The sequence below is a fragment of the Colwellia aquaemaris genome, assembly GCF_057548755.1.
In genome coordinates, this window is record NZ_BAAJLV010000009.1 from 47785 (window position 1) to 62172 (window position 14388).

Consider the following 14388-nt stretch of genomic DNA (forward strand, 5'->3'; position numbering starts at 1 on the left):
AACAATAGGAATCAACGTGCTCAATACTCAATTTTCACCATGGCCAAGTTTTACCGAAGAAGAAACATCAGCGGTTACTGCCGTTTTACAATCAAATAAAGTTAATTATTGGACAGGCCAAGAAGGAAGAGAGTTTGAAAAAGAATTTGCTGACTTTGCAAACTGCCATTATGCTGTTGCCGTCGCTAATGGCACGCTAGCGTTAGATTTAGCATTACAAGCTTTAGATATCCAGAGCGGCGATGAAGTCATAGTGACATCTCGAACTTTTATTGCTTCAATCAGCAGCATTATTAACGCCGGCGCTACACCTGTTTTCGCCGATGTTGAATTAGAGTGTCAAAATATCAGTGCAGCCACTATCAATGCAGTATTAACTGAAAAAACCAAAGCGATAATATGTGTACATTTAGCTGGCTGGCCTTGTGAAATGGACGACATCATGGCGATCGCCGAACAAAATGATCTGTATGTAATAGAAGATTGTGCGCAAGCACATGGAGCAAAATACAAAGGCCGTTCTGTCGGTAGCATCGGCCACATAGGCGCGTGGTCATTTTGCCAAGACAAAATAATGACCACAGGTGGCGAAGGAGGCATGTTAACAACCAATAACGAAAAGCTTTGGCGTAAAGCGTGGGCTTTTAAAGATCATGGTAAATCTTACGCTGCCGTTTATGAAAAGCAACACCCACCTGGTTACCGTTGGTTGCACGAAAGTTTTGGTACCAATTGGCGTTTAACCGAAATGCAGTCAGCTATCGGACGCATTCAACTTAAACGCATGACTAACTGGACAGCAAAACGTAATAAAAACGCACAACAAATTTTTGATATTTGTCGGCAATACCCTTGGTTAATTGTCCCTGAAACACCAAAACATATCGTTCATGCTTATTATAAGTGTTACGTCATGCTGGACGAAAATATCGCACCTAATGGTATATCTCGCGACAATATTATCAATATTATCAACGAATTTAATGTTCCTTGCTTTTCAGGAAGTTGTTCTGAGGTATATAAAGAAAAAGCATTCGAAAATACAGACCTACGACCTAAGGCTGATTTAATAAATGCTAAACAGCTAGGAGAAATAAGCCTAATGTTTCTTGTGCACCCTACACTTACAGATGATGAAATGATCACAATATGTAAATTACTAAAGCAAGCATTAGATAAAATTGACAGCATAAAGTCATAAAACGACTTATTCACATCAAATTAGCAATTAGCTAATGACAATGTAACAATACATTGCAAGAATAAAAGAAAAGACCGTGAATACTTATGTGTTAAGACGGCGTATTGTAAGGTTAGTTTCATGGTAAGACGAATTGATTTAATACCAAGCTCAGTAAAGTTAATGTTAGCCATCGCCTTCGATTTGATGGCTCTAAGTATTGCCTTTTACCTTGCTTATATAATCAGGCTAGGTGTTGATAGCGTTCAAATTTCATGGCATGAAAATGTAGGTTTCATCACCGTAGTTACCTCTACGCTAGCCTTATTTTATTTTTTTGATGTTTACCATTCAGTTGTTCGTTTTTTTAATGCTAAAGCTTTTTTAAAAGTCCAACTATTACTCATTATTGCCAGTACAATTTTCTACCTTACCAGCTTTATTTTCGAAGCATTTGTGCCACGATCAGTCCCTATTGTATTTCTCGTACTTGCCAGTATTCAAATAGCAGGAGCCCGAGCCTTATTTAGCATAGTGACAAAAAGGCACTGGTTTGACGAACGTGAAGGCGTTGTTATTTATGGCGCCAGTAGTGCAGGTAGGCAACTATTTCACGCCTTGTCACAAGGAAATAAATACCAACCATTAGCATTTTTGGATGAAAAAAAACGCTATGTCGGCAGAACTGTTTTAGGTCTAAAAATTCACTCTCATCGAAATGTGGACAAACTAATAAAAAAATATGGCCAATTTAAAGTTCTCATTGCTATACCAAAAGTAGACCCTATTCGATTAAAACAAATTGTTGATAGGCTTGAACCCTATGCTTTAGAACTGCTTACGATCCCTAGTTTATCTGACATCGTTTCGGGTAAACGAAGTATTGATGAACTCAGAGAAGTTTCAGTAGACGAGTTATTAGGGCGTAAGCCCGTTAAGCCAATTCCTGAGCTACTGAGTGCCAATATTACCGATAAAATTGTTATGGTTTCTGGTGCTGGTGGCTCTATTGGTAAAGAGCTGTGCCGACAAATAGTATTAAATAAGCCAAAAGAGCTGGTTTTATTAGATGTAAGTGAAGCATTACTTTATGAAATTCATCAAGAACTCAGTGAAATATTACAAGAAACAAATAACGACCTTCATATTGAACCGCTAATTGGTAATGTTCAAAACGGCATGCTAATGACCCATATTTTCCATAAACACAAGGTGCAAACTATTTACCATGCTGCTGCCTATAAGCATGTACCTATGGTGGAAAACAATGTTATTGCCGGCGTCACCAATAATGTACTAGGTACACATGAAATTGCCCAAGCAGCAATTTATTGTGAGGTTGAAACCTTTGTACTTGTTTCAACCGATAAAGCCGTTAGGCCTACGAATGTGATGGGAGCTACTAAACGCTTAGCTGAGCTAGTATTGCAGGGGTTTGCAAAAAAAGATCACAGTACACGCTTTGTTATGGTTAGGTTCGGCAATGTTTTAGGCTCTTCTGGTTCTGTTGTGCCATTATTTAGGAAACAAATAAAGCGTGGCGGCCCAATAACCATTACTCATCCAGATATTATTCGCTACTTTATGACCATTCCAGAGGCTGCGCAATTAGTCATTCAAGCTGGGGCTATGGGCACAGGCGGTGACGTGTTTGTCTTGGATATGGGTAACCCAGTAAAAATCGTCGACTTAGCCCATAAAATGACCCACCTAATGGGCTTAACTATAAAAGATGAAAGTAATCCAGAAGGTGATATTGCTATACACTATAGTGGTTTACGTCCGGGTGAAAAGCTTTATGAAGAGTTATTGATTGATAACAACGCCAAGAAAACCACTCATCAACGTATTTTAACCGCAAACGAGCGTTCATTACATTGGAGTGACGTAGCCAAAATTATTAACCAATTAAAAGATGCCATGCGTGACGAAGATGAACAAAAAATTCGAGAATTACTAATTGCTGCACCGCTTGACTATCAGCCCTCTTCGTCCGATAAACCAAAGAAGACTGATTGCGACGTAGCATAATGAATTAGCGGATGTTATTTCACTAACATCAGCCAAGCAGAGGCATAGTCAGGTAGCTGTTTGTTCGCTTGATGATAATCTTGCCAGCCGTAATAGCTGTCGACTAATAAATCGAGCTGGAATAAATTGTTATCAAAAGCGCCACCTTGGTCCGCTAAAACACCTAAACGAGATGTTTGCTCGCCAGCAATTTCATAGCTCACCATAAACAACTTACCTAACCCTAACTCTGCAACATTGCCTGCAAATGAAACTTGCGGCTGAATAGCAATTTTACTATCAAGCGTTTCACCATACCCCATAATGCTTGGTACTTCAGAAAAGTACCAATAGCGGGCTTGCTCACGTTTTCCTATCGTATAATCATAGGCAATACCATTATTGCGATGCACATTAAAGTATCGTCGAATACCGTTAACTTCAACGACACCAGTCCCTTGCAGTAAAACATCATGTAAGGCTTCTTCGGTTAACCATATTAAGGGCTTTGCTAACTTTTTCTGCTCTAATATGCCAGCAATAATTTGTTGACGAGTATATTGGTGACGCGTTAATGATAAATTGCTATCAGCTTCTACCAAGGTTAAGCCAACTTCATCAAAAGGCACAGCGTAAAGTGCTTGATTATAATGAGGAGTTTTTACCGCACTTGCTGTTAATAATTTAGTGTAATACTTGGTTAAGAAAATTTTATCGGTAGGTATTGCATTTAGCATTCTAGCTTTGGTGTCATTAGTGCTTTTTTTGGCGATGGCACGGGCGGTTTTAAGATCTGGACGCCAGCGATAAAACGCAAAATTTTCACGCAAAAACTTATCATCATGTAGTCGACTATTGCGCTGGGCACGCACATCATCTCTATAAGTTTGACATAGAAATGCTAGCGTTTGCTCCACCCTTTTTAAAGTGATACTTTCATCAAAAACCTTGCCCGCATGTACCGCAAACTTGTCATCTACAGACCGCGTTAAATAACGCTGTGTTTCATCGGCAACATCACACAAAGCACTTGCTTTAAAGTCAGCCATTTTCCCTAGTTGCGGAGCGTCATCTAAGATAAAAAAGTTATCAGGCGAATTTGCCAAGCTATTAAATGCAACTGTAATAAAAATGAAAGAGAGAAAACAAAAACGCATAAGGTAAAATCATAAAATTGAATGTAGTGTCATGGTATGACAATCGCCAAACCTAGGCTACCTCCATCATTAAAATATACCGATAAACCTTGCCGCTGAGCTAAATATAGTGATAATCATGCGTGGTTTTATTGTGTATTTACAAGTAATGGGATTGAAGTGCGATTATTAGAGATAGAATGTTTAGGTAAAACACTGCGTTTAGAGGGTTCAATGGCAGGATGGCAAGAGCTATTTTGGGATAATCAATGTGTTTCACAGATTAACGCTAGTACTGACAATGAAACCTTTTTGCACCAATTTTCCTTACAAAGCGAACAAGGTGAAATACATATTGAACTCAGCGGCGCATTGCAATGGCAACCTTTTACGTTGCAATTTAAACTTTTAATTAATAACGAACTTGTACTCAACAATACGCTTGATGAAAAAGATATCGAGCAACGTAAAATTAGCCAAACGAGCAAGCAGCCAATTAAATTTAGCATTGTTGGTATGGCTGGCCTTGGCTTAAAACTACTGAAAAGCGCTAAAGTCATTAAAGTACTCTTTGCCGCCGGAAGCTTGGCAGCTTATAGCTGGTTGTTTTCTATCGAGTTTGCCATTGCTCTTGTTCTTTGTTTAGTTTTTCACGAGTATGGCCACATCAAAGCGATGAAGTACTTTGGTCTAAAAACCAAAGGCATTTACCTTATCCCATTTGTGGGTGGATTAGCCCTGAGTGATGACAAAATTAATACTCGCTGGCAAGACATTGTGATTTCCATTATGGGTCCCTTCTTTGGCCTGATACTATCTATCGCTGCACTAATAGGCTATTGGCTAACTGATATCGAAATACTTGCTGGCATAGCAGTATTTAATGCGCTGCTTAATCTATTTAATTTATTACCAATTTTACCGTTAGACGGTGGTCACGTACTTAAAAGTATTGCTTTTTCCATCAACTCAAAGTTAGGTTTAGTTGCCTGTATTTTGGGAGCAGTGTTGGGGATCTATATTAGTTATCACTTTGGCTTAGCACTGTTAGGCTTTTTACTGGCCATAGGAAGTATTGAGATATTTTTTGAATATAAGCGCCGTCATTTAAGTGAATTATTACCGCTTAATCGTTATGCCCAAATTGTTTCGGCTATATGGTATGTAATAACGGTTGCTGGTTTAGGCGGCATTATTTGGCTGGTTGGCCAATCAGGTAACGATGCCTTGTCACTACCACTTAAAATACTTGGCAGTTAAGCCAAAATAAAAGTGAATCAAGTATGATTTCAAAAAAAGTTAGAGAGTTGTTCGTGTCACTCATGGAAGCAACTGATAACTCCCCAGTTAGTTATGATATTGAATCAGTGCAATATTCAGGTTATTTCAATAGTGCCGTAGTCAATAAATATATTGAATTAGGCGCATTAGAATTAGTTGAAAATAGTAATGACTATACAACCATATTACTCAATAACCGTGATGACTTTCTTAGCTCATTCGCCGCAGGCGTTAGAGAAGCAAAAAACGGCGCCGATCAAGCTTACGCCGACTACAACGCCAACCCTTTTGCGTTTTCTGTTGGCTATGAACACTTCCATCATATATCGAAAAAGAAACGTCAATTAATCACTTATATATGCCATGGTTTTGAAAATAACGAAACTGGTTTAGTACACCATCAATAATCAGCAAAAAGCGACAACGGCCTAACTCTATAAAGCACGCTAAAAATTAAATTGTAAGCACGTAAAATCATCACTTATCTTTAAGTAATCCAGCTACACTGGTTACTTGCTCGGTTAATGATGCAACTTGGCGTTCTAGCTCTGCCACTCTTTGGCTTAATTGCTCATAACTCGTGGAAGTACTGTTGTCTGAGACGATACTATCTGTTTGAGTACCATTTGATTCAATTACATTACTTATATCGCTACCTGAAAACAAATGCACGTAGCGCGACTCTCGCTTACCAGGTTCTCGTTCAAGTTTTTTAACTAACCTTTGATTGTTTAAATCTTGCAGTTCATTTAAGGCTGTTTCAACTTCAGCAACATCAGCAAAGTCTGCTAAACGATTTGTACGGGTTCTAAGCTCACCTGGAGTTTGTGGTCCTCTTAACAGCAGTACACAAACAATAGCACGTTGTTGAGGTGTAAATTGCAAATTACCAAACTCAGTATTACAAAAACGGTGGAAATATTTATTCACTCGCCCAGAGGCTTTGTGGTCAATCATTAACTGGTTTAGTTTCACCAATTCATCAACACAATTTTGAACGTCAGTTTCAGACATTGACATAACAGGTTCTCGATTACTTTTTTGATTACAACCTGTAGTAATAGCATTGATAGAAAGTGGATATTGCTCTGGCGTGGTGGTTTCTTTCTCGAGCATAACGCCAATAATGCGGCATTGTTCAGCGGATAATGTGTTCATATTGAAGGCATCCTTTTTTTAAAGAACCTAGTTATACCAAGCAATATGCGATTTTACTATGTGAAAACGTGTAATTCTCATAAAAAACCACAAGCTAACAATAAGTTAAGTTGTGGTTTCTATGAATAGAATAGTTAAATAAAAAATTATTCTATATTCTGGATCTGAATATCGTCAGGATTTTAATAACCTTAAATTACAATAATATAAAGCGAAAATATCAACATAAGCAAACCATTAGTAACCACTTTAGTAACCAAATCTTCTTCTTCAAGAACAGATAGTTTTAGAGAAACCCGTTCTCATTCCAAAATACTAATAACTCCAATCCTCATAAGCCAGAGGCAGGCTATTAAGTAAGTCTCTGCGTTCTCTCCAATTGGGCATGTGTTTATCCATTAATGATCGAAAACGTTGGTTATGATGGCGTTCTAGTAGGTGAACTAACTCGTGAACGAGAATGTACTCCATACATTCAAAGGGCTTCTTAGCAAGCTCAAGGTTAAGCCAAATGCGCTTTGCTTGTATGTTGCAACTACCCCATTTAGTTCTCATTTTTTTAGTGTTGATTGAATTAGCATCAACACCTAATTTCTTTTGCCATGTAGGTAATAGTTTTTCTAGTGAACGCTGCATTTCATCGCGGTAAAATCGATTGAGCAATTTGAGCTTATTATCTATTGAAGTACTTTCAGCTACAGATAGTTCTAATTTACCATTTCCTTTTGCTTGAACAGAATACTTACCTTGAGCATTAATGACCTTTAAACGGTATTTACGACCCCATAGATAGTGGCATTCACCATTAACCATTTCGCGCACAGACTGACGTTCTTGCCCAGCAAAATCCGCTTGCTGTTTTTTGATCCAAGCAAGCTTGTTAACAACGGCAAGTCGTATGGCTTGCTCACTTGTTTTATTAGGCACAGATAACCTAACTCTGCCATTTGGTGGGAGTACGCTAAGGTGAATATTTTTAATATCTCTTCGGTTGATCTCCACATCAACCTCACCAATTCGAGCGATCTCGTTATCAGTTTTAGGCACTAATGATATTCCTTTTGCGCTTTAACCAAATCCATCACCTCAACAATATCAACTTCATAACTAGCTGTTTCTTCTCTTATGGCATTGGCTATTTCACGTTCTTTAAATCTATCACCAAGCCATTCTGCTTTTTTTGTATACCGGACAGCAGAGTCAATTTTAGTGGTCAGTACTTCATCGTTACCAAAGTTATCGTAAATAGCTTGTTTCGCAAATGTATCAACAGTGTCAGGGTAGTTATGTTCCTTATTACCCGTAGGATTAACAACTTTTGTGGCTAAGGCTTTAATCTGTTCTAGGTATTCTTGGTAACTTATCGCTTGCTCTCTGCGCTGCTTAATAATTTCATCAAGCAAAGTTGCCATACTGTCGAAGTATTTAGGGTTTACTGGGTTTTCATCAACAATCGTTTTCCTAACATTGTTTTCAATGGCTTCAGCCATTGCATCTTCATCTTCCCTTAGGCTTTCAGGTAATGATTCAAGTCCTTTACCATTGTTATTTACAACTAAATCAATTAAACCAAGCTCCTCGAAATCCATTAGCAATTCACTATCGTCAGCGCGAATATACATATCCAGTAAATGACGCATTGCAGGTTCAAAGCGCTTCATTTCTAACAAGTCACCGCTGGCAAGTTTTACCTCATCTCTTACTTTTTCATAATAAGACACTTCTTTTTTAATTTTTTCTGACTCAGCTAGCGTATAACCTGCTTGTTCCATCTCATTTGCAACGTTGGTGTATGCGCGAATAAGTTTGGCAACTGTTTGGTAAAGGGTTAAACGTAATGCTTCTTTTTCATTTCGTTCATTTTCATCTTCAGGCTCTACACCTGACTCACCACAAAAGTAATGGATGAAATCTTTAGTATCTCTAGGTGCTTTTACTGGCTCACATAAAGCCCTAACAGCTTCCAAAGCATTGTCCAAATCAGCTTTGGATTCTTTTAGTCGGTCTTTTAATAAACCAGCAACATCTTCTTCGTCATAACCATCAAAAGCTTCTGCTGTGAAATCTTTGATAGCTTTATCTAACGAACGGAATAAATCTTTGTAATCTACGATGTAGCCATAATCTTTATCTTCACCATCAAGCCTGTTAACACGGCAGATTGCTTGGAAAAGGTTATGGTCTGCCATCTTTTTATCAATATATAGGTAGGTGGCAGAAGGAGCATCAAAGCCTGTGAGTAGCTTATCAACCACAATTAACAGTCGCATTTGCCCTGGTTCATCGATGAACCGTTTTTTAACTGTTTTCTCAAATTCTTCAACACGTTTAGCGGCTTCGTCTTCAGTTTGTTCAAAGTAGTCGGCCAACATTTTTCGATAAGTTGCATACTTGAAAAGTTTTTCTGTTTTTCCTTCTCCAGTCTCTTCTCCCTTGATTGTGCTTGCTGCGGGTTGATAGCTAGTAACAATCGCACACTTATTAGCAAGGTCAGTTTTGCTAAATAAGTCATACACCACACATGCTTGGTGAACACTTGAGCAAACTAGCATGGCGTTACCTCTGCCAGACATAAGGGCAGGTTTGATCTCCATATCCATTAAAATGTCACTAACAATTTGCTCTAAACGAGATTTGCTAGACAGGACTTTCTGCATCGTGCCCCATTTTTGCTTGAGCTGCATTTTGGCAAGGTTTGAAAGCCCTTTAGTCTTAGCCTCAAACCATTGATCTACTTTTTTTTCTGATGTTAAATGCTGGTCGATGTCTCTTGCTTCATAACGTAAATCAAGTACTACACCATCATTTACCGCTTCATCAAATTTGTAGGTATGGATATATGGGCCAAATACTTCTAAGGACTTTTTCTTGTCCTTTTTCATTAATGGTGTACCAGTAAAACCAACAAACATAGCTTCAGGTAAAATAGCCTTCATAGCCTCGTGCAACATACCTGATTGCGTTCTGTGACACTCATCAACAAAAACAAATAAGTTACCTTTAGCAGCAAAGTCATTTGGTAAATTTTTGGTGAGCGCCTCAAGGTAATCTTTAGTGGCTTCCTCATCATCTTCATCGCTAGGTGCTTCACCATTTCGGCCAAACTTATGCACTAAAGAACAGAACAACCAAGGGTTAGGCTGATTTAACGTAGCAACTAAATCATGACCACTCTTTGTTCGATATATATCTTCATCAACACCAGAGAAAACTTTTTCAATTTGTTCATCAAGCTCTGTTCTGTCGGTCACAATCAGTACGCGAGAATCGGTAACATTCTCTCTAATCCATTTTGCTAACCACACCATGGTTAGGCTTTTACCTGAACCTTGCGTATGCCAAATAATACCGTCTTGTTTTGACTTAACGTGCTTTTGTGCTGCTTGTATGCCAAAAAACTGATTGTGGCGGCAGGTTTTCTTAACCCCTGCATCAAACACAATATAATCATGTACTAGCTGTAAGAAGCGTCCTTTGTCACAAAGCTGTGCTACATGAGTATCTAATAAGGTTTCTGTTGAAACATCTGTTGATGGTAGGCTTCCAGAACCGTCAGGCTCTTTCCACTCTAAGTAATATTTCTCTGATGTTTCAATGGTGCCGTACCGAATACCTTGTGTGTCGTTACCTGCCATCACTAACTGCATGGTGGTGAAAAAGTTACGAATAAAATCTTTTTTCTGGTTATCTAAATTTTGACGAATGCCTTCACTTACAGACACTGACGAGCGCTTAAGTTCAATAACACCTAAGGCAATACCGTTAACGTAAATCACAATATCAGGACGCTTTTTAAGTTCACCTTTTACAGTAACCTCTTCAGCTATGGCAAAATCATTATTCTTAGGGTTTTCCCAATCAATCAGCCATACCGTTTGGTTTTGCTCACCCGTACCTTCTTTTTCTTTCACGCCATAACGCAGCAGGCGATAAACTTCCTTATTGGCATCATAGAGCTTTTTACCTTCACCAATAGCTGCGGCAGCATCTAATTTGCGTAATGTTCGCTTAATAAGCGCCTCAGGTACTCCACGATTATTTAGCCACTTGGTAAGCAAATCAGTTTCAATGTTGCTATTACCTTCACGGTATTCCCAATCGCCTAGGTAATCATAATCAAGTTGTTCTTTGAAAAATTTAACAACTCGGTTTTGGGTTTTTCTTTCTAATTGACCGACATTACTCATCCATGTGCTCCGCTTTAGAATCATTAGTTAAAATCGTTAGCATGTTTGTTTCATGCTTTTCTATTTGTGCTTCTGCCCACTCGCCATCGTTATTCATCAATTTAATCATTTCTAAAAGCTTGAGCGTATCAATACTTTTGCCTGCTATGGCAGCTTTAAAATGATCACGCTTTGCTGTCGGCTGTAGGTTGCTCAACTTTGAATTTTTACTGTGACTAATTAAACAGAGGTTGCCAAACCGATGCAGTTCGCTAGTTGCAAGCTGTCTATGTCCATCAAGTGGGTGTTGAGGGTAGAAATGCTCAACAGAACTCCTGAAAGTAAATTCAAATTGAGTAATGACATCACTAGCAGAGTTATTAACGCCTTCGCACCACAGCAAGTAATCCAAGTAGTTAAAAACTAAGTTATTTTCTATAACGCTATATTGAAGCAAACGCTTAACACTGTTACTGCTGGTATCGAGTGATGGGAAATTATGGCTTTTATAGATCATGTTGTAATAGTCTGCACCTTCATCACAAAGAAAGCGACTAAATACAAATTGACGCGCTAAATTCTCAAGCTTTTGCAAATAGCGCTGTGGAGTAATGTTTTCCATATAATACAAATTATACAGGGCACCATTAAGCCAATGCTTATAAACCAAGGTTGGGGTTGATACATGTAAAGCGCTTAGTAACATCAATATTTTGCGATTAACCCCTTCAAAACCATCTTCACTGTCTTTATCAAAAGTATTGATGTAGCTCTGACTTTTTGAATTATAAAAATGCAATCTTTTCAGGCTCCACTTGTCATCACCTTGGCTAAATTCTCGCTTAATAATATATTGATCAAACAGGTACTTACATTTGAGCAAAGCAAATATAAACGCTTTTACACAGGTAACGGGGTCTTGCTCATTATCTTTTAAATACTTATCAAATTGCTCCAGCAGTCGTTTATCGTCTAATGGCACATCATTCTTAGTAGCGACTCTCAAAACGTGTAATAAAAAGTTAGAAAAATTAATCACACTATTGAAACGCTCTGGCGTTAACGTTGTTTCAATGTTAGCTGAAGATTCTGGAGGGGTAGTTAACATGTCATAAAGTGAGCGAGACACATCAACTTTTGCTTTGTTTTCTTTGTTTGTTGCTGTTTTAATGCAATCGGCTAATTCAGTAAAGTTAGATGGAGTAAATTGTCCCCAATCTTCATTGCCAAACAAGTCGTGTCGCTCAGTAGTCGTAAAACCATACTGAACATAACGCTCCATATTCGCTGTGGCGTCCCATATTCTACTTAATAAGTTTTTGTCTTCCTCATCATTTAATACAGACATTAACCGGGCTTTAACAACCTCATGCTTTTCAAGTTGCTCTCCACGATTATTCATTACTTCAAAGTAATGATTTAAGTCAGTATCTTTGGGCACTGAAACCCGTGCAATTTGAACATGATTAAATAAGTAATCGCAAAATTCACTTAACTTATCACCTAAAGCTAACAATGCCTTTTCTAACAATTCATAGCCATTAATCACATCAAGATTATATTCGTCTGTTCTCAGATGTTTTAAATCAATCCCTTGAATTAAACTGGCAAAGGTCTCAGTTGATTTTATACGGCTTTCAAAATCTAGATTAGCTTGGACATACCAAGACATATCTACAGCGTTTTTTTGTGCCGCTAAGCGCTTTAGTGCAAATGCCAATAAGGTAAGTGAGGTAAATCGCTGTTGACCATCAATTACTTCAAAACTGCCATCGTTTCGCTCAAATGTCACCAAAGTACCAATGTAATAAGTTTGCTTAGGCTCTGTATTTTGATTTTTTTGTTGGTAATCTAAAACATCTTGAATAAGCTGATTTATCTCACTTTCACCCCACGCATAGTTCCTTTGGTACATAGGAACTAAATAACGATTAGCATCCGTAAGCAGTGCTCTAATACTATAGCTCAGTACCTTATTGCTCATAATACTTCATCCTTTTAAACAGCTCGGTAATCTCCGCTATTTTGGTGCCTTTGCATTCAGACTTCTTCATCGTTTTTAACGGCCAATTTAATACATCACTAGGCTTTACTGCTTGTTTTATAAGCTCAAATATATTGTTGGTTAGTGCGTGTTTATCCATTCTTTCTATTTGTATTACTTGCATTTCTAGGCGGCAGCTATAAGCCCAAATAAACAGCTTTTCAATTGCTTGTGATAACTGATGCGCCCCAAATTTATCCAAATAAAAAATGACAGCACAATCAAACAAAGTACGAATATAACCATCACCTGTGCGAGTACGAGATGGATAAGTGTTTAAGGTGCGTAAAATGTCGCAAGCTAATGGTTCAAGGTCATTATCTAATATTCGAATGGAGTTATTTTGCTCAGCCTTATAATTATCTGGATGTTCAGCACTCACAATTTCGGTAATTTTTTGTTGGTAATGGCTGGTCATTTCAAAAAAGCGTCTACCATTAATGATCATTTGATCTAGATGAAAGGGGAAGTTCATATGTTGATGGTCAATGTGGCGCTGGTATTGACCGTTATACTCATCAACAAAATGGTGCGAAATACGAAGTGGTTCAACGTAGGGGTAAAGTCCAACCTGTTCAAGGTTAACCCCTTTAAACAAACCAACCTGTGATTTACCAAAGTATTGCGCTGATTTCCCTTGCGCCCAATTTCTAATTCGAAAGAGATAATTCGCAAACAGTTGAGCAAGCTCTTTACTGGCAAGACTTTCCCAATGGCTAACCGATTGTGATTTAAGATGGCTTTCAGACTGCGAAAATTCACGCAAATGGAAAGCTTTTAATAAATCATGAGGGTCTAAATCTCGTCCTCTAGCATTTTGCGAGTCAAAAAACTGGAAGGCTTCAGACACATCGGTAAGCACAAACGTCACAACTTCACAGCGATTTAATACAAACTCAATATCTGCTTCGGTAAAATCACTACGTGCAACTGCGCGTTTAGCGGCCATAAAATTTTGGTGCAAATTTCGATACGAAATATCGTTATTAAAACGTTGTCGATTTAAAAAGTCAGATACAGGCTCAACAAGTGCATTGAGCATATCTTTTACATCTTGCCTTTTTAATGTAGTCAGTCGCTCATCTATGAGTGCCTTAACCAGTAAAACTAAGGTTAGGGTACGCTGCTGACCATCGACAATATCAAGTTGGTTTTCATCAACTTGATTATGTTGATGAAATACTACTGCTCCTAAACGATATGCAGATTTATCTCGATATATCTTTAAGTCACTGAGCAAATCAGCGAGGTTGGCTTGTGTCCATTTATAAGGGCGTTGATACTGGGGGATGCATAAGTCAGCCAGTGAGAGTAACTGGCTAACTGAGATAATTCTTTTATTTAGTTCTTCTGTCATGTGTGTCCTTACTAACTCCCTTTATTACTCCTGAATTTTTATGTCTAGAAGTCCTC

At 38.2% G+C, this 14388-nt stretch carries 10 protein-coding genes; 4 read left to right on the forward strand and 6 right to left on the reverse strand.

Annotation, left to right across the window (positions count from 1 at the left end):
* The first annotated feature begins 16 nt into the window (after window positions 1-16).
* Together AC27HL_RS17865 and AC27HL_RS17870 are read left to right on the forward strand one after the other, a co-directional pair.
* Window positions 17-1201: a DegT/DnrJ/EryC1/StrS family aminotransferase gene (locus AC27HL_RS17865; protein WP_487082414.1), complete on the forward strand. Its 1185-nt coding sequence runs from the start codon at window positions 17-19 to the stop codon at window positions 1199-1201.
* 120 nt (window positions 1202-1321) lie between these two features.
* The gene (locus AC27HL_RS17870; protein WP_487082415.1) at window positions 1322-3211 is read left to right on the forward strand and encodes a polysaccharide biosynthesis protein; all 1890 of its coding nucleotides are present in this window, start codon (window positions 1322-1324) and stop codon (window positions 3209-3211) included.
* A 14-nt stretch (window positions 3212-3225) separates the two neighbouring features.
* Here the strand turns inward: AC27HL_RS17870 and AC27HL_RS17875 are convergent, their stop codons facing one another.
* The gene (locus tag AC27HL_RS17875; protein ID WP_487082416.1) at window positions 3226-4296 is read right to left on the reverse strand and encodes an MltA domain-containing protein; all 1071 of its coding nucleotides are present in this window, start codon (window positions 4294-4296) and stop codon (window positions 3226-3228) included.
* A 210-nt stretch (window positions 4297-4506) separates the two neighbouring features.
* Here AC27HL_RS17875 and AC27HL_RS17880 point away from each other — a divergent pair, with 210 nt between their 5' ends.
* Window positions 4507-5586 carry a metalloprotease gene (locus AC27HL_RS17880; protein WP_487082417.1) on the forward strand — a complete coding sequence of 360 codons (1080 nt, stop codon included), beginning with the start codon at window positions 4507-4509 and terminating at the stop codon, window positions 5584-5586.
* A gap of 23 nt (window positions 5587-5609) precedes the next feature.
* A complete protein-coding gene (locus AC27HL_RS17885) occupies window positions 5610-6014 on the forward strand; it encodes a hypothetical protein (protein ID WP_487082418.1) in 405 nt (134 codons plus the stop codon).
* A 70-nt stretch (window positions 6015-6084) separates the two neighbouring features.
* Here AC27HL_RS17885 and AC27HL_RS17890 read toward each other — a convergent pair whose 3' ends face one another.
* The 5 genes from AC27HL_RS17890 to AC27HL_RS17910 form a co-directional block, all read right to left on the reverse strand.
* The gene (locus tag AC27HL_RS17890) at window positions 6085-6765 is read right to left on the reverse strand and encodes a YceH family protein (protein ID WP_487082419.1); all 681 of its coding nucleotides are present in this window, start codon (window positions 6763-6765) and stop codon (window positions 6085-6087) included.
* Between the two features lie 315 nt (window positions 6766-7080).
* A complete protein-coding gene (locus tag AC27HL_RS17895) occupies window positions 7081-7812 on the reverse strand; it encodes a M48 family metallopeptidase (protein ID WP_487082420.1) in 732 nt (243 codons plus the stop codon).
* Window positions 7812-10952, reverse strand: a complete 3141-nt coding sequence (locus AC27HL_RS17900; RefSeq protein ID WP_487082421.1) for a type I restriction endonuclease subunit R — start codon at window positions 10950-10952, stop codon at window positions 7812-7814. The genes AC27HL_RS17895 and AC27HL_RS17900 overlap by 1 nt, the downstream gene beginning before the upstream one ends.
* Entirely contained in the window at window positions 10945-12915 is a 1971-nt protein-coding gene (locus AC27HL_RS17905; protein ID WP_487082422.1) for a DUF262 domain-containing protein, read from the reverse strand. The genes AC27HL_RS17900 and AC27HL_RS17905 overlap by 8 nt, the downstream gene beginning before the upstream one ends.
* Window positions 12905-14332, reverse strand: coding sequence for a DUF262 domain-containing protein (locus tag AC27HL_RS17910; RefSeq protein ID WP_487082423.1), 1428 nt, complete (start codon window positions 14330-14332; stop codon window positions 12905-12907). The genes AC27HL_RS17905 and AC27HL_RS17910 overlap by 11 nt, the downstream gene beginning before the upstream one ends.
* Between the last annotated feature and the right edge of the window lie 56 nt (window positions 14333-14388).